Genomic DNA, 25,132 nt, shown 5'->3' on the forward strand with positions numbered 1-25,132 from the left:
GGGCATAATTCCACGACGCTGGACCGGAGAGGAAAGCAGGACATGACCCCAGGCGTGCGGCCGCTGATCGCGGGAAACTGGAAGATGCACGGCACCCTGGCCGAGGCCACCGCCCTGGCCCGTGGCGTGGCCGCCGGTCCTGCCGCCGGGGCCGACCTCCTGGTCTGTCCGCCCTTTCCGCATCTGGCGGCGGTTTCGGAGGCCCTGCGCGGCAGCCACGTCGCGCTGGGCGCCCAGGACTGTCATGCGGCCGCCAAGGGCGCGCATACCGGCGACGTCTCCGCGCCCATGCTGAAGGATGTCGGCGCCCGCTTCGTCATCCTGGGCCATTCCGAGCGCCGTGCCGATCATGGCGAAAGCGACGCGGTGGTGAAGGCCAAGGCCGAGGCGGCGCTGGCCGAGGGGCTGGTGCCGGTGGTCTGTGTCGGGGAGAGCGAGGCGCAGCGGCTCGCCGGCGAGGCGGAAGCGGTCGTGGCCGGCCAGCTCGCCGGCAGCCTGCCCGCCGGCTTCGCCGCGGCGGGCGGCGTGGTGGCCTATGAGCCGGTCTGGGCCATCGGTACCGGTCGTACCCCGACAGAGGCCGACATCGCCGCCATGCACGCCCGCATCCGCGCCGAGCTAGAGCGGAGCTTCGGCGAGGCCGGCGCGGCGCTGCGCATTCTCTATGGCGGCTCGGTGAAGCCCGGCAACGCGCAGGCCATCCTGGCTCTGCCGCATGTGGATGGTGCCCTGGTCGGCGGCGCCAGCCTGAAGGCGGAGGATTTCCTGGGAATTGCCGGGGCCGTCTGAGGTCCGGCGGCCCTGATTCCCGCGGTCGGGACCGCCTCTGGGACCTCCCTTGGGACTTCCCTTGGGGAAGGCATGGCGCGAGACTGGCGCGCCATGCCAAACGACCTCACCGCGCGGGTTCTGACCGCGCTCGATTCCGCCCGCGCCGAAACGGAGGCCAGCCTCATCGAATGGCTGCGCATTCCGAGTGTCAGCGCACAGCCTGCCCACGCGCCGGACTGCCGAAAGGCGGCCGAATGGCTGGGTGAGCGACTTGTCGCACTGGGTTTCCAGGCGGGATTGCGGGAGACGCCGGGCCATCCGGTGCTGATCGCGACCCATCCCGGCCCGGGCCCCGAAGCGCCGCACGTCCTGATCTACGGACACTACGATGTCCAGCCGCCCGAGCCGCTGGAGCTTTGGACCAGCCCCCCCTTCGATCCGGCGATCGTACCGGGCCCCCGGGGTCAGCGGATCGTGGCGCGCGGAGCGGTGGACGACAAAGGCCAGGTGATGACCTGGCTGGCGGCGCTGCGGGCCTGGAACAGCGCCGCCGGCGGCCCTCCGGTCCGTGTCACCGTGCTGGTCGAGGGCGAGGAGGAGATCGGCAGCCCCAACCTCGACAGGGTGCTGCGGGAGGAGCGGGAGCTTCTCTCGGCCGACATCGCCGTGATCAGCGACACCAACATGTGGGATCCGCGGACGCCCGCCCTGACGGTCAGCCTGCGCGGCCTCGCCTATGTGCAGATCGACCTCCGGCGGGGCGAGCGGGATCTTCATTCCGGCCTGTTCGGCGGTTCGGCGGGAAATGTCCTCAACCTGCTGACCGAGATCCTGGGGGAGCTTAAGGACGCCGAGGGGCGCGTTCAGATCCCCGGATTCTACGACGGCGTGGCCGAGCCCGATGCGGCGCAGCGGGCCGCCTGGGCGGCGCTGGATTTCGACGAATCCGCCTTCCTGGCCGCTCAGGGCCTCTCCGTTCCCGGCGGCGAGGCGGGCCGTGGCGCCCTGGAACGCCTCTGGGCCCGCCCGACGGCCGATATCAACGGTATCTGGGGCGGCTATATGGGCGAGGGGTCCAAGACCGTCATCGCCTGTGAGGGTCATGCCAAGCTGTCCTGCCGCCTCGTGCCGGGACAGGACCCGCAGAAGATCGTCGAGGGGATCCGGGCCTTCGTCCAGGCGCGCCTGCCGGCGGATGCGCGCTTCGATCTTCAGGTCTTTGGCCTGGCGCCCGGGATCGCCATGGCCACGGACTCGCCCTGGATGACAGCGGCGCGGGAGGTGCTGGAAGAGGAGTTCGGCCGCCCCGCCGTGCTGGCCGGGGGCGGGGGATCCATTCCGGTGGTCTCCAGCCTCAAGGGTATCCTGGGCCTGGACAGCCTGCTGATGGGCTTCGGACTGGACGACGATCAGGTCCACAGCCCGAACGAGAAGTTCGAACTCGCCTGCCTACATGCTGGCGGGCGGAGCCACGCCCGCCTTCTGGCGGCGCTGGCCGGGGCGTGGTAGGGGAGCGGCCGGGCGACGCCATGGCCCGCCCGGCCACGCCAGGTCAGCGGTTCACCGCGGTCCGGATGGCGGCCAGGGTTTCGTCGATCATCGGGGCGGAGACGTCCAGGTGCAGGCAGGCGCGGATGCGGCCGCCCAGCATGGAAAGCTGGATGCCCTGCAGGCGCAGGGCCTTCACCAGGGCCCCGGCCTCGATGCCGGCGCCGGACGGTTCGAAGAAGACCAGGTTGGTGTCCGGCTCCTCGACGACCATTCCGGGGATCTGCCGCAGCCCGCGCGACAGGGCCTTCGCATTGGCGTGATCGTCGGCCAGGCGATCGACGTTGTGGTCCAGCGCGTAGAGGCAGGCGCCGGCGCAGATGCCGGCCTGCCGCATGGCGCCGCCCAGCCGCTGCTTCCAGCGCCAGGCCGTGTCGATGAACTCCTGCGAGCCGGCCAGGACAGCGCCGAGCGGCGCGCCCAGGCCCTTGGTGAAGTCGAGCCAGACCGAATCGAAGCCGGCGACCATCTCCGCCGCCGGGATGTCCGCGCCGACCACGGCATTCATCAGGCGCGCGCCATCCATATGGGTGGCCCAGCCCTGCTCGCGGGCAATGGCCACCACGGCATCCAGCTCCGCCTGCGGCCAGATCGCGCCGCCGCCGATATTGGCCGTCTGCTCGACCTCCAGAAGGCTCTGCGGCGGGGCATGGCGCGTGCGGGGGCGAATGGCGGCGCGGAGGGTTTCCGCGTCGAACATGCCTCTGGCGCCCTGCAGAGGGTGGATCTGCGCTCCGGCCAGGGCGGCATGGGTGCCGCCTTCACTGCTCAGGATATGCGCTGTTTCATGGGCCAGGATCTCATCGCCGGGGCGGCAATGGGTCAGGATGGCGATGACGTTGCACATCGTCCCTGAAGGCAGGAAGACCGCGGCCTGCTTGCCGAGGAGCGCGGCCATCCTGTCGCAGAGGGCATGCACGGTGGGATCGTCGCCATGCTGCTCGTCACCCACCTCGGCGGCCATCATGGCCTCCTTCATGCCAGGGCTGGGCCGGGTCTGCGTGTCCGAATAGAGGTTGATGCGCACCGGCGGAGCGCCGGCCGGCGGGCGGGCGGGGACATGGACCATGGGTTGCCTTTCAGCTCAGCAATGCGGTTCGTCCGGCCGGCTGCAGGCCCGGGAACCATGGCGTCCGGCTTCGCGGGCGAGGAGGCGGGCAGGGCTCATGACAGTCGGAGACTGCCAGGGTGGTGCCCCGGCGTCAGCCCCCCGCCGGGGATTTCTCGCCCAGTGGCCCTGCGGCGGCGCGGTTCAGGCCGTCACGGCCATACAGCACCATGGCGCGCCGCTCGAAGGCCCGGACCATGAGACGCACGGCCTCATTGAAGACAACACCGATCACCGCCTGCAGCAGGGCGCTGCGGAACTCGAAGTCGACGAAGAAGTCGACTTCGGTCCCTGCCTCCACGGGCCTGAACTTCCAGGTGTTGTTCAGATATCGGAAGGGGCCGTTCTCGTACCGGACGCGGATCTCGCCGGGCCTCTCCAGTTCCACCCGGGAGCGAAAGGTCTCGCGGAACAGCTTGAAGCCGATGGTCAGGTCGGCCAGAAGCTCCGTCTCGGTCTGCGACACGACCCTCGCCCCGACGCACCAGGGCAGAAATTCAGGGTAGCGCCGGACATCGGCGACGAGGTTGAACAACTGCTCGGGCGTATAGCGCAGGATGCGCTTCTCGGCATGGGTGGGCATCAGGCGGCGCTGGCCCGCAGCTTGGCATGGCGTGCGTCACGCAGGGCGGCGAAGTCGCGGTCGGCGTGATAGGAGGACCGGGTCAGGGGCGTGGCGGAGACCAGCAGGAAGCCCTTGCCGCGCGCCATCCGCGCATAGTCCTCGAATTCGGCCGGCTCGACGAAGCGGTCGACGGCGGCATGCTTGACCGTCGGCTGCAGGTACTGGCCGATGGTCAGGAAGTCGATCTCGGCGCTGCGCATGTCGTCCATCACCTGCAGCACCTCGAGCCGGGTCTCGCCCAGCCCGACCATGAGGCCGGACTTGGTGAAGATCCCGGCATCGAGATGCTTCACCCGGTCCAGCAGGCGCAGCGAATGATAGTAGCGCGCGCCGGGCCGGATGGTGGGATAGAGCTTGGGGACGGTTTCGAGATTGTGGTTGAAGACATCGGGGCGCGCCGCCACGACAACCTCCAGCGCGCCATCCTTGCGCAGGAAGTCCGGGGTCAGGATCTCCACGGTGGTGTCCGGCGCGGCCAGGCGGATGGCGCCGATCACCGCGGCGAAATGCGCGGCGCCGCCATCGGGCAGATCGTCCCGGTCCACGCTGGTGATGACCACATGGCGGAGGCCCAGCTGCGCCACCGCATCGGCGACGCGGCGCGGCTCATCGGCGTCCAGATGCTTAGGCATGCCCGTGGTGATGTTGCAGAAGGAGCAGGCGCGGGTGCAGATCTCCCCCATGATCATCATGGTGGCATGGCGCTGCGACCAGCATTCCCCGATATTCGGGCAGGCCGCCTCCTCGCAGACCGTCACGAGCTTGTTCTCGCGCATCAGGTTGCGCGTCTCGTGATAGACGGGGTGCGTCGGCGCCTTGACGCGGATCCAGTCCGGCTTGCGCTTGATGGGATTGTCCGGCCGGTGCGCCTTCTCCGGATGCCGCAGGGGCTTTCCGACCGGCGCCGGGGCGCTTTCGGCATTGGAGACCGCGCCGCCGGCCCGGTGATCGATCAGGATGCGCGTAGCCATTCGGGAATCCCGGTTGTGTAACGACGGCCGCGGCCAAGCCGCCGCGACCGCCCTCTATAAAGCCAGGCCGCGCCCCATTGCGAGGCGCTTCCGGCTGTCCTGCCCCTAGATGTGGATCACCCGGCCATAGGCATCAAGCACCGACTCATGCATGGCTTCCGAGACGGTGGGGTGGGGGAAGACCGTGTGCATCAGTTCCGCCTCGGTCGTCTCCAGGGTCCGGGCGACGGTGTAGCCCTGGATCATCTCGGTCACCTCGGGGCCGACCATATGCGCCCCGAGCAACGCCCCGGTCCTGGCGTCGAAGACCGTCTTGACGAAGCCCTCCGGCTCGCCGAGGGCGATGGCCTTGCCATTGCCGATGAAGGGGAAACGCCCGACCCGGACCTCGTGGCCGAGTTCCCTGGCCTTGGCCTCGGTCAGGCCGACCGAGGCAACCTGCGGGCGGCAGTAGGTGCAGCCGGGGATGTTGGAGATCTCCACGGGGTGCGGATGCTGTCCGGCGATGGCCTCGACGACGACGATGCCCTCATGGCTGGCCTTGTGCGCCAGCCACGGCGCCCCCGTGAGATCGCCGATGGCGTAGACGCCATCCTCGCCCGTGCGGCCGTATTCATCGGTGATGACGTGGGTCTTCTCGACCTTCACCTTGGTGCCTTCGAGGCCCAGATTCTCGACATTGCCGACGATGCCGACGGCCGAGATCAGGCGGTCGGCCTGGATCTCCGTGACCTTGTTGGCCGCCTCGATGACAGCGATCACCCCGTCGCCGGACTTGCGCACGCCCTGTACCCGGGCGCCGGTGATGACCTTCATGCCCTGCTTGGCGAAGGACTTCTGCACGAAGGTGGAGACCTCGGCGTCCTCGACCGGCAGGATCCGGTCCATCACCTCGATCAGCGTGACCTCCGCGCCCATGTTCAGGAAGAAGGAGGCGAACTCGCTGCCGATGGCGCCGGAGCCGATCACGATTAGCTTCTTCGGCATGATGTCCGGTTGCAGGGCCTCGCGGTAGGACCAGATCAGCCTGCCGTCGGGCTCGATGCCGGGGATGACGCGGGCGCGGGCGCCCGTGGCCAGGATGATGTGCTTCGCCTGGATCTCGGCCACGGCCTTGCCGTCCTTGCTGACCGCGAGCCTGCCGGGGCCGGCGAGCTTGCCGTGCCCGTCGAACACCGTGACCTTGTTCTTCTTCAGCAGTCCCTTGACACCGGAGGAGAGCTGCGAGGCCACCTGCCGCGACCGCTTCACCACCTTGGCGAAGTCGTAGCGGATATTGTCCGCCGCGAAGCCGTATTGATCCAGGCTGTGCAGCAGGTGGTTGATCTCGGAGGCGCGCAACAGGGCCTTGGTCGGGATGCAACCCCAGTTCAGGCAGATGCCGCCGAGATGCTCGCGTTCCACCAGCGCGACCTTCATCTTCAACTGCGCGGCGCGGATGGCGGCGACATAGCCGCCCGGGCCGCCGCCCACCACCACCAGGTCGAACTGCTCGGCCATGTCGTCCGGTTCCTTCGAGGTCACTCAGCCTGCGAGGGCGCGCAGCGCCTCGCCGGAGAGCCGTTGATCGGTCCATTCACTGCGCGGGATCGCGCCGATCCGTCGGTAGAAGGCGAGGGCCGGCTCGTTCCAGTCGAGCACATTCCATTCCATCCAGGCATGCCCCGCCTCCAGCGCATGGCGGGCCGCGGCGCGGAAGAAGGCGAGGCCGATGCCATGCCGGCGGAACTCCGGCTCGACATAGACATCCTCGATCCAGAGGCCTGTCCTGCCGGCGAAGGTGCTGAAAGTCTCATACCAGAGGCAGATCCCGATGGCCTCGCCCTCGGCCTCCGCCAGCAGGCCCTGGATCCTGCGGGTCGCCAGCGCGCCATAATAGTCCTGCGCGCTGGCGGTCACCTCATGCTCCAGCTTCTCGTAAGCGGCCAGGGCCAGGATCAGGCGATGGACCGCCTCGGCGTCCCGGGGACGGAGGCCGCGCAGCGTGAAGCCGGAGGCTTCGCTCACAGCATCAGGCTCAGCGGGTCCTCGACCACCTTCTTGAAGGCGGCGATCCATTCCGCGGCCAGGGCGCCATCGACCACGCGATGATCGACGGAGAGGGTACAGGTCATCACCGTCGCGATGGTCAGGGCGCCATCCTTCACCACCGGGCGCTGCTCACCCGCGCCGACCGCCAGGATGCCGGCCTGCGGCGGATTGATGATCGCGGCGAAGTCCTTCACCCCGTACATGCCCATGTTGGAGATGCTGAAGCCGCCGCCCTGGAACTCCTCCAGCTTGAGCTTGCCGGATTTGGCGCGGGCCGCCAGATCCTTCATCTCGGTGCTGATGGCCGCCAGGCCCTTCTGATCGGCCTTGCGGACGATCGGCGTGATCAGCCCGTCCGGGATCGAGACGGCGACCGAAATGTCCACATCCTGGTACTGGATGATGGCGTCATCGGTCCAACTCGCATTGACATTCGGGAACTGCCGCAGCACGCGCGCCGCCGCCTTGATGATGAGGTCGTTCACCGAAAGCTTGAAGGCGCCGGGACCGTCCTTCGGCGCGCGCGCGTTCAGGTCGGCCCGCAGCTTCAACAGCGCATCCAGCTCGATGTCCATCGAGACATAGAAATGCGGTACCGTCGCCTTGCTCTCCGCCAGGCGCTTGGCGATGACCTTGCGCATGGAGGAATTCGGCACGGCGGTGTGCGGGGCCGTGATGGCGGGTGCGGCGGCCGGAGCCTTGGCCGGGACAGGTGCCGGTGCCGGTGCCGCGGCGGGCTGCGCGGCGGCCGGGGCCGCCGCCGCCTTCCGGGGCTGGCCGGCGGCGGCCTCGACATCCGCCTTCACGATCCGCCCATTCGGGCCCGAACCCTGAATGCCCGCCAGATCGAGGCCGGCCTGCTGCGCCATGCGGCGGGCGAGGGGGGAGGCGAAGACGCGCTCGCCCTCCTTCCCGGCCGCCGCGGCCTTGTTCTCGGGTGCCCCGCTCTCCGGCGCCCTGTTCTCGGGCATCCTATTCTCCGGCACCTTGTTCTCGGGCGCCGTCGCTGCCTTGGGCTGCTGCTCGCCGGGGCCCGAGGCGGGCTTGCTGTCAGGGCTGATTTCCTGCTTCGGCGCCGCCTTCGGTCCGGCGGCCGCGTCGGCGGGAACCTCCTCGCCATCCTCGACCATGATGCCGATCGGGGCGTTGACCTTCACGCCCTCGGTGCCATCGGGGACCAGGATCTTGCCAAGGATGCCCTCATCCACGGCCTCGAATTCCATCGTCGCCTTGTCGGTCTCGATCTCGGCCAGCACATCGCCGGACTTGACCGCCTCGCCTTCCTTCTTGAGCCAACGCGCCAGCGTCCCCTCGGTCATGGTCGGGGAGAGGGCGGGCATCAGGATGTTGGTGGCCATGGTCCCGCTTCCCCTTTACTTCCGGTAGGTGACTTGCTTGGCGGCCTCGACCACGTCCGCGATCGTCGGCAGGGCCAGCTTCTCCAGATTGGCGGCATAGGGCATCGGCACATCCTTGCCCGCCACGCGCACCGGCGGCGCATCCAGGTGGTCGAAGGCATGCTCGATGATCTGCATGGCCACCTCCGCACCGATACCGGCGAAGGGCCAGCCCTCCTCCACCGTCACCAGGCGATTGGTCTTCTTCACCGAGGCGACGATGGTGTCGGTGTCGAGCGGGCGCAGGCTGCGCAGGTTGATCACCTCGGCCTCGATACCGTCCGCCGCCAGCTTCTCCGCCGCCTGCATCGCCAGCCCGACCTCGATGGAGAAGGCGACGATGGTCACGTCCTTGCCAGTGCGCTCGATCTTCGCCTTGCCGATGGGCAGAACGAAGTCCTCGTCCACCGGGCATTCGAAACTCTGGCCGTAGAGGATCTCGTTCTCGAGGAAGATCACCGGATTGGGGTCGCGGATGGCGGCGCGCAACAGGCCCTTGGCATCGGCGGCCGACCAGGGCGCCAGCACCTTCAGGCCGGGGACATGCGCATACCAGGAGGCATAGCACTGCGAGTGCTGCGCCGCGACGCGGGCGGCCGCGCCATTGGGTCCGCGGAAGACGATCGGGCAGCCGAGCTGGCCGCCGGACATGTAGAGCGTCTTGGCGGCGCTGTTGATGATCTGGTCGATGGCCTGCATCGAGAAGTTGAAGGTCATGAACTCGACGATCGGCTTCAGCCCCGTCATGCCCGCGCCGACCGCCATGCCGGTGAAACCGTGCTCGGTGATCGGCATGTCCACGACGCGCTTCGGGCCGAACTCGTCCAGCAACCCTTGGGAGACCTTGTAGGCTCCCTGGTACTGCGCGACCTCCTCGCCGATCAGGAACACCTTGTCGTCGGCGCGCATCTCGGCCGCCATGGCGTCGCGCAGCGCCTCACGCACCGTGATGCTCCTGGTCTCGCCCCAGTCCTTCTCGGGCTCGACGGCGGGCGCCTTGGGTTGCGCCGGCACGCCTTCGCGCTCCTCCGCGCCCCGGGCGGCGATGGCGGCGTTGTTTTCCGCCACCTTCGCGACCTCGGCGGTTTCGCCGCCGGCCTGGGTCGCGTTCGACACCGGCTCCTGCGGGCCGGATGCGGCCTTCTGCCCGTCACCGCCATCGATCTCGGCGATGGGCGAATTGACCGCGACATTCTCGGTCCCCTCGGGCACCAGGATCTTGGTCAGCTCACCCTCATCAACCGCCTCGACCTCCATGGTGGCCTTGTCGGTCTCGATCTCGGCGATCACGTCACCAGCGGCGACGGTATCGCCTTCCTTCTTGAGCCAGCGCGCCAGCTTCCCCTCGGTCATCGTCGGGGAAAGGGCGGGCATCAGAATCGTGGCACCCATGGATCAGCGGGCCTCCAGCAGGATGTCGGTCCAGAGCTCGCTCTCATCGGGCTCCGGCGAGGTCTGGGCGAACTCGGCGGCATCGGCGACGATGCGTTTCACCTCATCGTCCACCTTCTTCAGTTCCGCCTCGTCCAGGCCACCATCCAGAAGCCGCTTGCGCACCGTCTCGATGCAGTCATGCTGCTCGCGCATCTTCTGCACCTCCTCCCGCGTGCGGTACTTCGCGGGGTCGGACATCGAGTGGCCGCGATAGCGATAGGTCTGCATCTCCAGGATGTACGGACCCTTCCCCTCGCGGCAATGCGCCACGGCCCGCTCGCCGGCCTGCTTCACCGCCACGACGTCCATGCCGTCCACCTGCTCACCGGGGATACCCCAGGGCGCGCCGTCCTTCGAACGGTTCTTGGAGGCCGAGGCGCGGTCGGCGCTGGTGCCCATGCCGTACTTGTTGTTCTCGATGATGAAGACGACGGGCAGCTTGAAGAGCGCCGCGAGATTATAGCTCTCGAAAACCTGGCCCTGGTTGGCCGCGCCGTCGCCGTAATAGGTCAGGCTGACATTGCCGTTGTCGCGGTACATGTTGGCGAAGGCGAGTCCGACGCCGAGCGAGACCTGGGCGCCGACGATGCCGTGCCCGCCGTAGAATCCCTTCTCCCGGCTGAACATGTGCATGGAGCCGCCCTTGCCGCGCGAATAGCCGCCGCTGCGCCCCGTCAGCTCCGCCATCACGCCGCGCGCTTCCATGCCGGTGGCCAGCATGTGTCCATGGTCGCGATAGGAGGTGATGACCTGATCACCGGGCTGCAGGCAGAGCTGCATACCCACAACCACCGCCTCCTGGCCGATGTAGAGGTGGCAGAAGCCGCCGATCAGGCCCATGCCATAGAGCTGCCCGGCCTTCTCCTCGAAGCGGCGGATCAACAACATGTCCTGGTAGGCCCGAAGCAGCTGCTCCTGTGCCAATGAGGCCTCGGATGCCGGCGGAGCCCTCCTGCCGCGACGCTTGCTGGTGCCCGCTTCGGCGCTTTGGACCATCCGGCTGCTCCATCTTGTCGGCCGCCGCTCGGAATTGATCGCGGCGTCATCGTCGAGATACGTGTCCCGCGCCGGTCCTGCAAGTTCCTTGCTCACGCTAAGTCACTGATGCTGCATTGCAATATAAAGATTAACCGAAATCAAGCTTATTCCGAATTCGAATCGAGAGTGCGCGCCTGCGGGGTCACGGATCGTTGATGGCGGGACGGCTCGCCGCGTCCGGCCAGCCCTCATTCATTCCCTCCTCAACCGGTGGGTTCCTCCCCGGCGTCGCGGCCCGCGACGACGCGGCCACAGCACGGATTGCCCCCGATCCAGTAGCAGAGCTCCGCCGGCCGGCCGATTCGGTAGAAGGCGAGGTCGGCGCGCAACCCCGCGCGGAGGCGTCCGCGGTCCCGCAACCCCAGCGCCGCGGCGGCCTGTCGCGTCACGCCAAGGAGCGCCTCGTTGACGGTGAGCCGGAACAGGGTGCAGGCCAGGTTGAGCATCAGGATCAGGGACCGGGCAGGTGAGGAGCCCGGATTCATGTCCGTGGCGATCGCCATGCGTAGTCCCGACTCCCGCATGGCCGCGATATTCGGATGGCGGGTCTCGCGGATGAAGTAGGTCGCGCCCGGCAGCAGAACCGCGACGGTCCCGGCCGCCGCCATCGCCCGGAAGCCGTCGGCGCCGGTGTACTCCAGGTGATCGGCCGACAGCGCGGAGTGGCGCGCCGCCAGCGTGGCGCCGCCAAGATCCGAAAGCTGATCCGCGTGCAGCTTCACGGGCAGGCCGGCGGCACGGGCGGCGTCAAAGATCCGTCCGGTCTGGGCCGGAGAGAAGGCGATGCGCTCGCAGAAGGCATCCACGGCATCGGCGAGGCCGAGCCGCGCCGCCTCCGGAATGATCACCCGCGCCACGAACTCCGTGTAGCCCTCGGCGCCACCCGGAAAATCGGGCGGCACGGCATGGGCGGCGAGGAGGGAGGTGCGCACGCTCAGCGGCCACTCGGCGCCGAGCCGGCGCGCCACCCGCAGCATCCGGAGTTCGGTGTCCCTGTCCAGCCCGTAGCCGGACTTGATCTCCACCGTGGTGACGCCTTCGGCCATCAGGCCGCGCAGCCGGGGGCGGGCCGAGGCGAGGAGATCCTCCTCGCTCGACCCGCGTGTCGCGCGCACGCTGGAGAAGATGCCGCCGCCGGCGCGGGCGATCTCCTCATAGGTCGCGCCTTCGAGGCGCTGCTCGAACTCGGCGGCCCGGTCGCCGCCGAACACCAGATGGGTGTGGCAGTCGATCAGCCCCGGCAGGATCCAGGCGCCGTCGCAGTCGACACTGTGCTGTGCCGGTCCCGGCAGGTCACGGCGGTGTCCCAGCCAGGCGATCATCCCATCCCGCACCGCCAGGGCGCCGTCGGTGACGATGCCCAGCGGGGCCTCCGGCGGGCCATCCATGGTGGCCAGGCTGGCATTGAGCCAGACGCGATCGAACATGTCAGACGATCCCCGCCAGGGTGGAGAAGGCTCCGGCCTCGACCAGGGCCTTCACGGCGACGATGTCGGGCGCCATGTGACGGTCCTCATCCCAGGCCGCGGCGACGGCGCGGACCTCTGCCAGCACGGCCTCGAGCGCCGCGGAGGTGGCGGCGGGGCGGTGGAAGCCGACGCCCTGCGCCGCCGCCAGCAGTTCGATGGCCAGGATGGCGGCGGTGTTGTCCGCCATCTCCGCCAGCCTGAGCCCGGCGCCGGTGGCCATGCTGACATGATCCTCCTGATTGGCGCTGGTCGGCAGGCTGTCGATGCTTCGGGGTGTCGCCAGGGCCTTGTTCTCGCTGGCCAGGGCCGCCGCCGTCACCTGGGCGATCATGAAGCCGGAATTCAGCCCGCCCTCCCGCACCAGGAAGGCCGGCAGGCCGGAGAGGGCGGGGTCGATCAGCAGGGCGATGCGGCGCTCGGACAGGGCGCCGATCTCGGCCAGGGCCAGGGCGATGGTATCCGCCGCGAAGGCCACCGGTTCGGCATGGAAGTTGCCGCCCGAGAGCACCTCGCCCTCCGGCGTCACCAACGGATTGTCCGTCACCGCATTGGCCTCGCGCTCCAGCACGCCGCCGGCCTGATCGAGAAGATCGAGGCAGGCGCCCATGACCTGCGGCTGGCAGCGCAGGCAGTAAGGATCCTGCACCCGGGGGTCGTCGCGCCGGTGGCTCTCGCGGATGGCGCTACCGGCCAGCAGGCGGCGCAACGTGGCGGCGACGCGGATCTGTCCCGGCTGGCCTCGCAGCGCGTGAATGCGCGGATCGAAGGGCGTGTCGGAGCCGCGCGCGGCATCGACGCTCAGGGCGCCGGCCACGAGCCCGCTGCCCAGCAGCGCCTGCGCCCCGAAAAGGCCCGTCAGCGCCAGGGCCGTGGAGACCTGGGTGCCGTTGAGCAGCGCCAGGCCCTCCTTGGGTCCGAGTTTCAGGGGCTCCAGCCCCGCGTGACGGAGCGCCGCGGCCCCCGGCAGGCGCGCCTCTCCCAGCATGGCCTCGCCCTCGCCGATCAGCACCAGGGAGAGATGGGCGAGCGGCGCCAGATCGCCGGAGGCGCCGACCGAGCCCTTCGAGGGAATGACCGGCAGAATCCCGGCATTCAGCAGGCCCAGCAGGTGGGAGATGACGACGGGCCGCACGGCCGAGGCGCCGCGCGCGAGCGACAGGGCCTTGAGCGCCAGGATCAGCCGCACCACGGGCGCCGGCAGGGGAGAGCCGATGCCGGCCGCGTGGCTGCGCAGCAGATTGCCCTGCAGCCTGACCAGCTCGGCGGGGGGAATGCGGGTGCTGGCCATCTTCCCGAAGCCGGTGTTGACGCCATAGAGCGCCTCGCCTTCCGCGATGCGCTCGGCCAGGGCGGCGACCGAGGTCTCCACCGCCGCCTCCCAGCCGGCCGGGAGCGCGAGGGGCTCGCCCGCCATGATGGCGCGCAACGCGGGAAGGGTGATCCCGCCGGGCGTGACGATCATCGGCGGGCCTCCGGGCCGATGCCGAGCATCGGCAGATCGAGGCCCTGCTCCCGAGCGCAATCGAGCGCGATGTCATAGCCGGCATCGGCATGCCGCATCACCCCCGTGGCTGGGTCGTTCCACAGCACGCGCCGCAGGCGCCGGGCCGCATCCTCCGTGCCATCGGCCACGATCACCATGCCGGCATGCTGCGAATACCCCATGCCGACGCCGCCGCCGTGATGCAGCGAGACCCAGGTGGCGCCGGAGGCGGTGTTGAGCAGGGCGTTCAGCAGCGGCCAGTCCGAGACCGCGTCGGACCCGTCGCGCATGGCTTCCGTCTCGCGGTTGGGCGAGGCCACCGAGCCGGAATCGAGATGGTCGCGGCCGATCACGATCGGCGCCGCGAGTTCACCCCGGGCCACCATCTCGTTGAAGGCGAGGCCGAGCCGGTGCCGCTGCCCGAGGCCGACCCAGCAGATCCGGGCCGGAAGTCCCTGGAACCGGATCCGCTCGCGCGCCATGTCGAGCCAACGGTGCAGATGGGGGTCGTCCGGGATCAGCTCCCGCACCTTGTCGTCGGTCCGGCGGATATCCTCCGGGTCGCCGGAGAGGGCGGCCCAGCGGAACGGGCCGATGCCCCGGCAGAAGAGCGGCCGGATATAGGCCGGCACGAAGCCGGGGAAGCCGAAGGCATTCTCCAGCCCCTCGTCCCGCGCCATCTGCCGGATGTTGTTGCCGTAGTCGAGCACGGCGCTGCCCATGGCCTTGAAGTCCAGCATCGCCTGGACATGCCCGACCATGCTCCGCCGCGCGGCGGCCGCCACGGCCCTGGGATCGGTCTGCCGCTTCTCCTCCCATTCGGCGAGCGTCCAGCCGGCGGGAAGATAGCCGTTGGACGGGTCGTGCGCGCTGGTCTGGTCGGTGACGATATCCGGCGTCACGCCACGGCGGACCAGTTCGGGAAAGACCTCGGCCGCATTGCCCAGGAGGCCAATGCTGAGCGGCGCCCGCGCCGCCGAGGCGGCGCGGATCATGGCCAGGGCCTCATCCAGGCTCTCCGCGCGCCGGTCCAGATAGCCGGTCTCCAGCCGCTTCTCGATGCGCGAGGGCTGGCATTCGACGGCCAGGACGGAGGCGCCGGCGAAGACGCCGGCCAGGGGCTGCGCGCCCCCCATGCCGCCCAGCCCGGCCGTCAGGATCCAGCGTCCCGCCAGGTCGCCGCGGAAATGCTGGCGCCCGGCCTCCACGAAGGTCTCGTAGGTGCCCTGCACGATGCCCTGCGAGCCGATGTAGATCCATGACCCCGCCGTCATCTGGCCGTACATCATCAGCCCGGCACGATCGAGTTCGTTGAACGTGTCCCAGTTGGCCCAGCGCGGCACCAGGTTGGAATTGGCGATCAGCACCCGCGGCGCATCGGCATGCGTCTCGAAGACGCCAACCGGCTTGCCGGACTGCACCAGCAGGGTCTGGTTGTCCTTCAGGCGCTTCAGCACGGCAAGGATGGTTTCGTAGCTGCGCCAGTCCCGCGCGGCGCGCCCGATGCCGCCATAGACCACCAGCTCTCCCGGGCGCTCGGCGACCTCGTCGTCCAGGTTGTTCATCAGCATCCGCATGGCCGCCTCGGTGGTCCATTGCCGGGCGTGCAGGGTGCTGCCTCGCGGAGCGCGGATGGCCGGGGCGTTGCGGAGACGGGTTTGCGACATGAGGCCGATCCCTGGGAAAGGGGGGGTGAGGGGGGGGTCAGTCCAGCGCGCCGCCGAGGCGGTAGCGCGAGCCGGGATGGGTGAGCCATGCGCGCGTGGCGACCAGCCCCCAGGACCAGGTCCGGCGGTGGATCAGCAGGCAGGGCTCGTCGGCGGGGATGCCCAGCGCGGCGGCGGCTTCCGCCTCCGGCCGGATCGCCTCCACCACATGTTCGATCCGTTCGGGCGGCGCGCAGGAGGTCAGGTAGCCATAGGGGGTGACACGGGTGAAATCCTGCTCCAGGAAGCGCGGCGCGATGACCGGATTGACGTAGCGGTCCTCGAACTGGACCGGCAGGCCATTCTCCAGGTGAGTCAGCCTGCAGCGGAACAGCTCGGCCCCGTCCGGCAGGCCGAAGCTCCGCGTCAGCTCCGCGCCGGGCCGGCAGCGGTCCAGCGCCAGCACCCGGACGGAATGCGTGCCGCCGCGCTCCCGCATCTCCTCCGCGATGTCGCGCAGCTCCAGCAGGCTGGACTGCGGCTTGCTCGGCGCCACGAAGGTGCCGACGCCCTGCACACGCACCAGGAGCCCGGCATCCGCCAGCTCCCGCAGGGCCCGGTTGATGGTGACGCGGGAGACCCCGGTCAGCTTCACCAGCTCGTTCTCCGACGGCACGCGATCCTCGGCGGCCCATTCGCCACTGGCCACGCGGGACAGGATGAAAGCCTTGATCTGCTGGTAGCGCGGTGTCGTGGGGCTAGGCGTCGGTGGAGGAGATATCGTCACGGACATGCGGGCAGATTGGTTGTCTTGACAAGTTTCGTCAACCTGAAAGACGATGCGCCCGTCCCATGGAGAAAGGTCCGGCATGCCCCGCTATTTCGCCCCGCAGGCACTGCTTCCCGAAGGCTGGGCGCGTGACGTGCTGATCGAGGTGTCGGCCGCGGGCGGCATAGCCTCGGTCACGACCGATGCCGTGCCGGAGGGGGCGGACAGGCTTCCGGGCCTTGTCCTGCCCGGCCTGGCCAATCTGCATTCGCATGCCTTCCAGCGCGCCATGGCGGGGCATGCCGAGCGCCGCTCCCCGCCGGAGGCGCGTGACAGCGAGGGTGGGGCGGACTCCTTCTGGACGTGGCGCCAGACCATGTATCGCTTCGTCAGCCGCTTCACGCCGGAGGACGCAGAGGCCGTGGCGGCGCAACTCTATGCCGAATGCCTGGAATGGGGCTTCACCAGCGTCGCCGAGTTCCACTACCTGCATCACCAGGCGGACGGCACACCCTATGCGCAACCTGCGGAGATGGCGTTGCGGCACCATGCCGCCGCCCGCGCCACCGGCATCGGCATCACCCTGCTGCCGAGCCTGTACCGGCATGGCGGCATCTTCGGCCAACCGCCGGTTCCGGCCCAGGCGCGCTTCCTCAATGACCTGGATGGCTTCTGGCGCATCGTCGAGGGCATCCGGGGCGCCATCGCCGGCGATCCACAGGCCGGGATCGGTCTGGCCCCCCATTCCCTGCGGGCGGTGACGCCGGCGATGCTCGCCGAGATCGCCCGGCATGACGGACCAATTCACATCCATGCCGCCGAACAGCCGCGCGAGGTGGCCGAATGCCTGGCCGCCACCGGCGCGCGGCCCGTGCAATGGTTGCTTGATCACCTTCCGGTGGATGCCCGCTGGTGCCTGATCCACTGCACGCACATGACCGAGGCGGAGTCGGCCGGCCTGGCCCGCAGCGGCGCCGTGGCCGGCCTCTGCCCCAGCACCGAGGCCTCACTGGGCGACGGCATCTTCGATCTGCCCGCCTTCCGCGCCGCGGGCGGGCGATACGGCTTCGGGACGGACAGCCATGTCGGCACCTCCCCCCGCGACGAGATGCGCCAGCTGGAAACCAGCCAGCGCCTGGCGCGGCGGCAGCGCTCCGTGGCCACGGACGAGGCCAACCCGCATCCCGGCCGCGTGCTGCTGGACGCGGCCCTCGCCGGCGGCGCTCAGGCCAGCGGGCGCCCGATCCGCGGCATCGCGCCCGGCCAGCGCTGCGACGTGATCGTGCTCGACCCGGATCACCCCGCTCTCTGCGGCCGGCAGGGAGACGAACTGCTCGACGCCTGGGTGTTCAGCGGGCAGGGCAATCCGGTGCGTCAGGTCATCGCCGGGGGCCGGGAGGTGGTGCGCCAGGGCCGGCACGTCGATGCGGAGCGCATTCTTGCCCACTTCCGCCAGGCCATGGCGAGGCTGGCGGCATGATCGAGGTCTGCGTCGTCCGCCGATCCGGAAGCCAGCGTCAGCCGGCGGCGGACACCGCCTCGGCGGCCCGCATCAGGCGGAGGAAGTTCCCGGACCAGAGCAGGCCGATCGCGTCCCGGTCATAGCCCCTGCGCAACAGCTCGGCCGTCAGGTTGGGGCTGTCCGCAGCGCTCATCCAGCCGTCCACGCCGCCGCCGCCATCGAAGTCCGAGGACAGGCCGACATGGGCGATGCCCATGCGCTGCACGGCATAATCCACGTGATCGACGATGTCCTTGATGCTCGCCCGGGCCCTGCCATCGGCATCCGGGCCCCGCAGGAAGCCCGGGACCGCCGTGATCTGCATCAGCCCGTGCGCGGCGCGCAGGGCATCCATCTGCTCGTCATCCAGATTGCGGGGATGGTCGCGCAGGGCGCGGCAGCAGGTATGCGTGGCCACCACGGGGGCCCGGGACAGGCTGACGGCCTGCAGCATCGTGCTCTTCGCCGCATGGGACACATCGACGAGCAGCCCCAGGGCGTTCATCTCGGCGATCGCCGCGCGGCCCAGCGTTGAAAGGCCCCCGTGCAGGACCGGCCCGTCCCCCAGGTCGGGCCGGGGGATCGCGGCATCAGCCAGGGCGTTGTGGCCATTGTGGGTGATCGTCACGTAGCAGGCGCCGAGTCCGCGCCACAACGCCAGCCGCGACAGATCCTCCCCCATGCCGTAGCCGTTCTCGACCGCCAGCAGGATGCCGGTGCCGCCGGAGCGCAACGCCTCCAGCTCGGCGGCGCGACCGACGATTCTCCGCTCCTGCCCGCCGGCCGTCGCCCGGATGGCGCGCAGCATGGCCTCGCAACGCCGGCTGGCCGCCGCATGTCCCTCCGGCGTGCGCGGCCCCTGGGGCAGATAGGCGGCGAAGACCACGGCCTTCAGGCCGCCCGCCGCCATCCTCGCGAAGTCCACGCACCGCTGGGTCGGACCTCTCGGGTCGGGCGGGGCCGGCCAGGGGATGTCCACATGGGTGTCCAGCGTGAGCGTCGCGGCATGGATGGCGGCGGAAGGCGGAGAAGGTTGCATATCGCGTCCGGACGACCTGGCAGGGCGGAAAGCCTCGCCGGTTGGGGGGCAAGGCGTCAACCGGCGGCGGCGCCTTCCAGCGCGGCCGTCACCTGCTCCAGCATGTCGGGCAGCGCCGCCGGATCCAGCCAGCGGAACACGCCCACCAGCCCGTGCCGCGGATCGACCCAGATGTAGTTGCCGCCCGCTCCCTGCGCCAGGAAGCTCTCGCGGCTGGCGCCCGGGTAGCGGCCATTGCCGTTGAGCCACCAGAGCAGGCCATAGTCCGGATTGAGGCGGCATGGCGTGGTGCAGGCCCGGACCCATCCCTCCGGCAGGATGCGCCGGCCGTCCCAGAGGCCATCATTCAGCATCAGCTGCCCGATCCGGGCCTGATCCTCGGCATGGGTGAAGACGCCGCCACCCCAATGGCCGCCGCCGGACACCGACTGGATGAGGCGTCCCTCGATCTCGACGTCGCTGGTGCAGTAACCCTCCCACCGCATGCTGCCACTGCCGCCGATGGGCTTCAGGATCCGCTCGGCGAAGACCTCGGGCAGGGGCGCGCGGAAGCGGTGCAGCAGGGCCAGGGACAGCGCATTGACGCGCACGTCGTTGTATTCCCAGTAGCTGCCCGGCGCCTCCAGCGGCCGGTCCAGCCCCTTCTCGGCCTTGCCCTCCCGCTTCAGGTCGCGGCCCCGGTCGATCCGGTCCGCCTTGCCGAACAACGTGCCTTCCCATTCGCTGGTCTGCTCCAGCAGCATGCGCCAGGTGATGCGGCCGTTGTGGTCGCCCTCGAAAGCCGCATCCCGGACAGTGTCCCGGACAGGCGCGTCGAGATCGGCGATGAGGCCGTCGCCCCAGGCCAGGCCTGCCAGCAGGGCCAGGTAGCTCTTGGCCACGCTGAAGGTCATGTCGACCTGCTGTGTGTCCCCCCACCGGGCCACCGGGCGGCCATGCAGCAGCAGCAGGCCGTTGGGCGCGCCGCGGGGCGCCGTATTGCCCAGGACCTCATTGTCCGGGGGAGGCTCGAAATAGCCGCTTCGCAGATGCGCGAGCAGGTCGCGGGGGAACGGTGTCTCCCGCGACTGGGCGAAGGCAACGGCGCCGGCGAGCCGGGCGGGATCGAAATTCGACGCGGGCGCCGGGGCGCCGGCAAAGGGCAAAGCTTCCATGACGCCCAGCCTGAACGCGACAGCGAGTCCCGGCAAGCGGAGGCATGGACGGCCGGCGGGGCCGACCCCATCTGCAGGATCCGGTCAATGGAGGGTTTCGGGATGGAAGGTGGCGAGACGGCGATCCTGGGCGGAGGCTGCTTCTGGTGTCTGGACGCGGCCTACCGTGATCTGCAGGGCGTGAAGGAGGTTGTGTCGGGCTATGCGGGCGGCCATGCGGAGCATCCGACCTATGAGCAGGTCTGCGGCAAGCAGACCGGCCACGCGGAGGTGGTGAAGGTCACTTTCGACCCGTCCGAGATCTCCTATGCGGATGTTCTGCGCATCTTCTTCACTCTGCACGACCCCACGACAAAGGATCGCCAGGGCGCGGATATCGGGCCGCAATACCGCAGCATCATCCTGACCCTCTCCCCCGAACAGGAGAGGACGGCGCGGGAGGTGATGGCGGAGGTCACGCGCGAGGAGCTCTGGCCCGCGCCCCTCGTGACGGAGATCGCGGCCGCCGGCCGCTTCTGGCCGGCCGAGGCGGAACACCAGGACTATTTCCGGAACAATCCGTGGTCCGGCTACTGCCGGGCCGTGATCGCTCCGAAGGTTGCCAAGTTCCGGAAGCGCTTCGCGCAGCGCCTCAGGCCGCAGGCCGCCTAGGCCAAGCCTGGTCCGTAAATCCGGGAAAGGGGGCAATAAAGCGGACGGCGCCCTTGGCCTCTCGGCCGGGCGCCGTCAACGCGGGGGTTCCTTTGCGGAACCATTCCTCCCCAAACTCGGCCTGCAGAGCAACTCCGAGGCGCCCTGTTTAGCAGGTCTTGTATAAGACACAAGTCTAATCCTTCAGACGCCTTGATTGCCGTCGCGGGATAGGGAACACCCTCGCTGTCCTTCCGCGCCGCACAAAGGTTTCATCCATCCATGGCCACCGACATCTCCGCTGCGAATGCCAGGCTGGATGCTCGGCCTCTCTACAGGCAGGTCGAGGAGATCCTGCTGGGGCGGATCGTGGGCGGCATCTGGCCGCCCGGTCATCTTCTGCCCTCGGAGCCGGAGCTGGCGACGGAGTTGGGCGTATCCCAGGGAACGGTGCGCAAGGCGCTGACCTCGCTCGAGCAGCGCAATCTTATCAACAGGCGGCAGGGGCGTGGTACGACGGTCGCCCGGCACACGGGCGAGACGGCGCGCCGGCACTTCTTCCGGGTGCGGGACCTGAGTGGGCGCGCGGTCGTCTCCAGGATCATCGTGGTCTCGTGCGACGAGGGGGCGGCGGAGCCCTGGGAGGCCCAGGCGTTGGCGATCGAGGCCGGGGCCCCCGTCCATCACCTGCGGCGGATTCGCCTGCTCGATGGCAGCCCGCGCATCTTCGAGCGCTGCACCCTCTCGGCCGCGATGCTGCCGGATTTCAGGCTTCCACCCGGCGAGCTGGCCTCGGAGCTGTATGTCCACTTCCAGCGCGCCCATGGCGTGACCATCGCGGCGGCCGAGGAGGAACTTTCGGCGGGCGCGGCGGATGAGGAGACGGCCCAGGCCATTGGCAAGCCCGCCGGAACGCCGCTGCTGATGGTGCAGAGAATCGCCTATGACGTCGCGCATCGCCCGGTCGAGGTGCGGCTCTCGATGATCGACACGGAGCGCCATCGCTACGCGGTCCGGCTGGAATAGCGGCGCCCGGGACGCCGCCGCTCCCCCAAAAGCTTGCGCGGGTGGGGGGAGGGTGGTAATGGCCGCGCCTTCCTGATTTACCGCTGACTACGACAGCACGACGAGAGAGAGGCCCGGCGCCATGGCCGTTCCGAAGAAGAAGGTTTCGCCCTCCCGCCGCGGCATGCGCCGCAGCCATGAGGCGCTGGTGGGTGCCGCCCATCACGAGTGCCCGAACTGCGGCGAGCTGAAGCGCCCGCACCATATCTGCGCCTCCTGCGGCCACTATGACGGCCGCGAGGTCGTCGAGGCCGGCAAGGCCCTGAAGGCCGCGGTCCGCGTCTGATTTCCTGAGCGTCGAGCGAGAAAACAACACCTTGTCGCAGGCGACCATGCCGCAGGGCGAAGCCTCTCAGGTCCGTCCTGCGGAAGTCTTTTCCCTCGCCATCGACGCCATGGGCGGTGACCACGCACCCGAGGCGGTGCTGGACGGCCTGGAGCTTGCCGCCGAGCGGCATCCCCAGGCCCGTTTTCTCCTGGTGGGCGATGAGACCCGGCTGACGCCTCTGCTGGCGCGCCGCCCCAAGGCGGCGCGACTCTGCTCGATCCGCCATGCCGCGGACGCCATTCCCGGGGATATGAAGCCGACCGCCGCGCTTCGCGTCCGCCACTCCTCGATGCGAATCGCCATCGACGCCGTCGCCGGCGGCGAGGCCGCGGGTGTGGTCTCGGCCGGCAATACGGGCGCGTTGATGGCGCTCGGCAAGATCGTCGTGAAGACGCTCCCGGAGATTGAGCGTCCCGCCCTGGCGGCCATCGGCCCTTCCGCCCGCGGCGATGTCGTGCTGCTCGACCTGGGCGCGAACGTCACCTGCGATGCGCGCAATCTGGTCGAGTTCGCGGTAATGGGCGATGCCTTCGCCAGGGCCGTCCTGGGGCTGTCGAAGCCCAGCATCGGGCTGCTGAATGTCGGCAGCGAGGAGCTGAAGGGCGACGACCGGGTTCGGCAGGCCGCCGACATTCTCCGGGAAAGCCCGTTGGCTTCCAGTTTCCATGGCTTCGTCGAAGGGCATGACATCACGGCGGGAACCGTGGACGTCATCGTCACCGACGGCTTCACGGGGAATATCGCCCTGAAGACCGGGGAAGGGGCCTTCAAGCTGGTCGGCTCTCTGCTGAAGCAGGTCTTCACCTCCTCCCTCTCGGCCAAGCTCGGCTATCTCCTGGCCCGTCGCGCGCTCGACCGGCTTCGGGAATGGATGGACCCCAGGCGCTACAATGGCGCGGTCCTGGTCGGCCTGAACGGCGTGGTGGTGAAGAGCCACGGTGGCACCGATGCCATCGGCTTCGCCCATGCCGTCGATGTCGCCATGGACATGGTGACACATGGCTTCAACCAGCGGATTCGCGAGGGCCTCTCCGCCCTGCCGCCGCGAACCAAGACGGCCGTGGCCGACGCCCATCTTCCCGGTCGGTGACCGTGGCTTCAGGATCGATCCCCATGACTCCTCGCAGCCTGATTCTCGGTACCGGCGGCTACCTGCCCGAGACGGTGCTGGACAACGAGGCTCTGGCCGCGCGCTACGGGCTGGACACATCGGATGCCTGGATCCGGGAACGGACTGGCATCCGCCAGCGCCATCTGGCGGCGCCGGGGGAATCCGCCAGCGACATGGGCGCGGCGGCGGCCCGGGCGGCCCTGGAGCAGGCCGGGCTCGATGTCGGGGCGGTGGATGCGATCATCGTCGCGACCGCGACACCGGACGCCGCCTTTCCCTCCACGGCAGCCCGGCTTCAGGCCAAGCTCGGCATCAGCCGGGGCTTCGCTTTCGATGTCTCCGCGGCCTGTGCGGGCTTCGTCTATGCCTTGTCGATCGCGGATTCCATGCTGCGGACCGGGCAGGCGCGCTGCGCCCTTGTCATCGGGGCCGAAGTCTTTTCCCGGCTCATGGACTGGAAGGACCGGGGGACCTGCGTCCTCTTCGGCGATGGCGCCGGCGCGGTGGTGCTCCAGGCCACCGAGACGCCGGGGGATCGGGGGCTCCTCTCCTGCCATCTGCACGCGGATGGCCGGCATGGCGATATTCTGTATGTGGAGCAGGAGGTCGGGCTCCTGCGCATGACGGGGCGCGAGGTGTTCCGGCACGCCGTGAGCAAGCTGGCCGCCGCGGTTGACGAGGCCCTGGCGGCGAACGGCCTGGACAAGTCCGAGGTCTCCTGGCTCGTGCCGCACCAGGCCAATGCCCGCATCATCGACGCGATGGGGCGCAAGCTGGGACTGCCGCCGGAGCGCGTGGTCATGACGGTGGACCGCCATGCCAATACCTCGGCGGCCTCCATTCCCCTGGCTCTGGCGGAGGCGACGCGGGACGGGCGTGTGCAGCGCGGCGATCTGATCCTGATGGAGGCGATCGGTGGAGGTCTGACCTGGGGCGCCGCGCTGGCTCGGTTCTGATCTGTCGGAATATCGAGAGAAAACGGTTTTTTGATACTGCTTTCCTGCCGCAAGGACCTATAGCCTGGATGGCGAACCCGGTGCCTGGGTCCGGTTCCGAAGAAAGGCCTTGCCGCCGCTGTTTCAGGGAGTGCCGGTAAAAGGTGCGATGGCCGAAAGGCTTGACGCCGAATGCGGCAATTCCGAAGTTCCGTAAAAAATTCATATGCCTACGCCTTGGTGGTCGGGCTGGCTTTTCGGTATTGCTGCCGTTATGTTCCGGCCGTTTCCGGGAGGCAGGAATTTTGCGGATGATCCTTTCGGTCGGAGATCGATGACGATGTTGATTACCGTGCCGCCTGACTACCGGCCGTCCGATGCCGAAGAGTTCATGTCTCCCTTGCAGCAGGAGTATTTCCGCCAGAAGTTGTTGAAGTGGCGGCAGGATCTCCTTCGGGAAGCGGGAGATACCCTGGCAAGCCTCAGCGAAGGCGGGATATCCGAAGCCGATCTGACCGACCGCGCCAGCGTGGAGACGGATCGCGCTCTCGAACTGCGCACCCGCGACCGCGCCAGGAAGCTAATCTCGAAGATTGATCAGGCCCTCGAACGTATCGAGAACGGCACATACGGCTATTGCGAGGAGACCGGGGAGCCCATCGGTCTGCGTCGGCTCGAGGCGCGCCCGATCGCGACCCTTTCCATCGAGGCGCAGGAGCGGCACGAGAAGATGGAGCGCATTCACCGCGACGACTGATTTGCCGGCGGGCGGAGCGGCGGGACGTGGAGAAGGCGGCGTCTTTTCCGCGATCTTCCCCGGCCCTTCGGCCCTGGCGGGAACCAGCTTCTTATTGCTTGCAATGCCGTGCGATCCGGTGCATCTGCCGCCGCGACGGTGATTGCGGCAGAACCCCTGCGGTTTGCCGCCATCGATTCTGGCGGATGGTTTGATCATCTTCCTCCCTTGCGTCCCGGCCGCCTGGCCAGGGCGGTTCCGGCTCAGGGGATGATCTCGCGGTCCGGCTGGACTGACACCCAATCCAGCGAGCGCGCGGTACGGGAAGCCGCGCCGATCTCGT

23 protein-coding genes are annotated in these 25,132 nt (G+C 69.0%); 9 read left to right on the forward strand and 14 right to left on the reverse strand.

The features are described 5' to 3' along the window. The first annotated feature begins 54 nt into the window (after positions 1 to 54). Both tpiA and ACF3NH_RS15375 read left to right on the forward strand, forming a co-directional pair. Positions 55 to 789, forward strand: a complete 735-nt coding sequence (gene tpiA / locus ACF3NH_RS15370; RefSeq protein WP_422924808.1) for a triose-phosphate isomerase — start codon at positions 55 to 57, stop codon at positions 787 to 789. Positions 790 to 882: 93 nt separating this feature from the next. Next, a complete protein-coding gene (locus ACF3NH_RS15375; RefSeq protein WP_422923942.1) occupies positions 883 to 2,280 on the forward strand; it encodes a dipeptidase in 1,398 nt (465 codons plus the stop codon). Positions 2,281 to 2,323: 43 nt separating this feature from the next. Here the strand turns inward: ACF3NH_RS15375 and ACF3NH_RS15380 are convergent, their stop codons facing one another. From ACF3NH_RS15380 to hutC, 12 genes are all read right to left on the reverse strand, one after another. Next, entirely contained in the window at positions 2,324 to 3,388 is a 1,065-nt protein-coding gene (locus ACF3NH_RS15380) for a threonine aldolase family protein (protein WP_422923944.1), read from the reverse strand. Between the two features lie 133 nt (positions 3,389 to 3,521). Next, on the reverse strand, positions 3,522 to 4,010 hold the full coding sequence (locus ACF3NH_RS15385; RefSeq protein WP_198367769.1) for a type II toxin-antitoxin system RatA family toxin: 489 nt from the start codon (positions 4,008 to 4,010) through the stop codon (positions 3,522 to 3,524). Continuing rightward, positions 4,010 to 5,023, reverse strand: a complete 1,014-nt coding sequence (gene lipA, locus ACF3NH_RS15390; protein WP_232477379.1) for a lipoyl synthase — start codon at positions 5,021 to 5,023, stop codon at positions 4,010 to 4,012. Before lipA ends, ACF3NH_RS15385 begins: the two co-directional genes overlap by 1 nt. A 105-nt stretch (positions 5,024 to 5,128) precedes the next feature. Continuing rightward, entirely contained in the window at positions 5,129 to 6,523 is a 1,395-nt protein-coding gene (lpdA, locus tag ACF3NH_RS15395) for a dihydrolipoyl dehydrogenase (protein ID WP_422923947.1), read from the reverse strand. Between the two features lie 24 nt (positions 6,524 to 6,547). Next, the gene (locus tag ACF3NH_RS15400; RefSeq protein ID WP_422923949.1) at positions 6,548 to 7,030 is read right to left on the reverse strand and encodes a GNAT family N-acetyltransferase; all 483 of its coding nucleotides are present in this window, start codon (positions 7,028 to 7,030) and stop codon (positions 6,548 to 6,550) included. Continuing rightward, positions 7,027 to 8,412 carry a pyruvate dehydrogenase complex dihydrolipoamide acetyltransferase gene (locus tag ACF3NH_RS15405; protein ID WP_422923951.1) on the reverse strand — a complete coding sequence of 462 codons (1,386 nt, stop codon included), beginning with the start codon at positions 8,410 to 8,412 and terminating at the stop codon, positions 7,027 to 7,029. The genes ACF3NH_RS15400 and ACF3NH_RS15405 overlap by 4 nt, the downstream gene beginning before the upstream one ends. Positions 8,413 to 8,427: 15 nt before the next feature. Next, on the reverse strand, positions 8,428 to 9,843 hold the full coding sequence (locus tag ACF3NH_RS15410) for a pyruvate dehydrogenase complex E1 component subunit beta (RefSeq protein WP_198367772.1): 1,416 nt from the start codon (positions 9,841 to 9,843) through the stop codon (positions 8,428 to 8,430). A gap of 3 nt (positions 9,844 to 9,846) precedes the next feature. Further along, positions 9,847 to 10,881, reverse strand: coding sequence for a pyruvate dehydrogenase (acetyl-transferring) E1 component subunit alpha (gene pdhA, locus ACF3NH_RS15415; RefSeq protein WP_422923953.1), 1,035 nt, complete (start codon positions 10,879 to 10,881; stop codon positions 9,847 to 9,849). A 245-nt stretch (positions 10,882 to 11,126) separates the two neighbouring features. Beyond that, complete coding sequence (hutI, locus tag ACF3NH_RS15420) at positions 11,127 to 12,350, reverse strand: imidazolonepropionase (protein WP_422923955.1); 1,224 nt, start codon at positions 12,348 to 12,350, stop codon at positions 11,127 to 11,129. 1 nt (position 12,351) lies between these two features. Then, the gene (gene hutH / locus ACF3NH_RS15425) at positions 12,352 to 13,854 is read right to left on the reverse strand and encodes a histidine ammonia-lyase (RefSeq protein WP_422923957.1); all 1,503 of its coding nucleotides are present in this window, start codon (positions 13,852 to 13,854) and stop codon (positions 12,352 to 12,354) included. Further along, complete coding sequence (gene hutU, locus ACF3NH_RS15430; RefSeq protein WP_422923959.1) at positions 13,851 to 15,542, reverse strand: urocanate hydratase; 1,692 nt, start codon at positions 15,540 to 15,542, stop codon at positions 13,851 to 13,853. The genes hutH and hutU overlap by 4 nt, the downstream gene beginning before the upstream one ends. A 37-nt stretch (positions 15,543 to 15,579) precedes the next feature. After that, positions 15,580 to 16,314, reverse strand: a complete 735-nt coding sequence (hutC, locus tag ACF3NH_RS15435) for a histidine utilization repressor (RefSeq protein WP_198367777.1) — start codon at positions 16,312 to 16,314, stop codon at positions 15,580 to 15,582. A gap of 76 nt (positions 16,315 to 16,390) precedes the next feature. On the opposite strand from hutC, the gene ACF3NH_RS15440 reads away from it, so the two are divergent. Beyond that, positions 16,391 to 17,770, forward strand: coding sequence for a formimidoylglutamate deiminase (locus ACF3NH_RS15440; RefSeq protein ID WP_422923961.1), 1,380 nt, complete (start codon positions 16,391 to 16,393; stop codon positions 17,768 to 17,770). Between the two features lie 37 nt (positions 17,771 to 17,807). Here the strand turns inward: ACF3NH_RS15440 and ACF3NH_RS15445 are convergent, their stop codons facing one another. Both ACF3NH_RS15445 and ACF3NH_RS15450 read right to left on the reverse strand, forming a co-directional pair. Then, positions 17,808 to 18,830 carry a dipeptidase gene (locus tag ACF3NH_RS15445; RefSeq protein WP_422923963.1) on the reverse strand — a complete coding sequence of 341 codons (1,023 nt, stop codon included), beginning with the start codon at positions 18,828 to 18,830 and terminating at the stop codon, positions 17,808 to 17,810. A 56-nt stretch (positions 18,831 to 18,886) separates the two neighbouring features. Then, positions 18,887 to 19,984 (reverse strand): serine hydrolase domain-containing protein, encoded by a 1,098-nt coding sequence (locus ACF3NH_RS15450; RefSeq protein ID WP_422923965.1) that lies wholly within the window; start codon positions 19,982 to 19,984, stop codon positions 18,887 to 18,889. Between the two features lie 87 nt (positions 19,985 to 20,071). On the opposite strand from ACF3NH_RS15450, the gene msrA reads away from it, so the two are divergent. From msrA to dksA, 6 genes are all read left to right on the forward strand, one after another. Further along, complete coding sequence (msrA, locus tag ACF3NH_RS15455; RefSeq protein ID WP_232477382.1) at positions 20,072 to 20,635, forward strand: peptide-methionine (S)-S-oxide reductase MsrA; 564 nt, start codon at positions 20,072 to 20,074, stop codon at positions 20,633 to 20,635. Positions 20,636 to 20,896: 261 nt separating this feature from the next. After that, complete coding sequence (locus tag ACF3NH_RS15460; protein WP_198367781.1) at positions 20,897 to 21,640, forward strand: GntR family transcriptional regulator; 744 nt, start codon at positions 20,897 to 20,899, stop codon at positions 21,638 to 21,640. Positions 21,641 to 21,761: 121 nt separating this feature from the next. After that, a complete protein-coding gene (rpmF, locus tag ACF3NH_RS15465) occupies positions 21,762 to 21,965 on the forward strand; it encodes a 50S ribosomal protein L32 (RefSeq protein ID WP_198367782.1) in 204 nt (67 codons plus the stop codon). Positions 21,966 to 22,074: 109 nt separating this feature from the next. Next, entirely contained in the window at positions 22,075 to 23,097 is a 1,023-nt protein-coding gene (gene plsX, locus ACF3NH_RS15470; protein WP_370592072.1) for a phosphate acyltransferase PlsX, read from the forward strand. 23 nt (positions 23,098 to 23,120) lie between these two features. Continuing rightward, the gene (locus ACF3NH_RS15475; RefSeq protein ID WP_198367783.1) at positions 23,121 to 24,074 is read left to right on the forward strand and encodes a beta-ketoacyl-ACP synthase III; all 954 of its coding nucleotides are present in this window, start codon (positions 23,121 to 23,123) and stop codon (positions 24,072 to 24,074) included. Positions 24,075 to 24,396: 322 nt separating this feature from the next. Continuing rightward, the gene (dksA, locus tag ACF3NH_RS15480) at positions 24,397 to 24,810 is read left to right on the forward strand and encodes an RNA polymerase-binding protein DksA (RefSeq protein WP_198367832.1); all 414 of its coding nucleotides are present in this window, start codon (positions 24,397 to 24,399) and stop codon (positions 24,808 to 24,810) included. Positions 24,811 to 25,132: the final 322 nt, after the last annotated feature.

It is taken from the genome of Pseudoroseomonas sp. WGS1072, from assembly GCF_049340465.1.
In the GTDB taxonomy this organism is placed as follows: Bacteria; Pseudomonadota; Alphaproteobacteria; order Acetobacterales; family Acetobacteraceae; genus Pseudoroseomonas.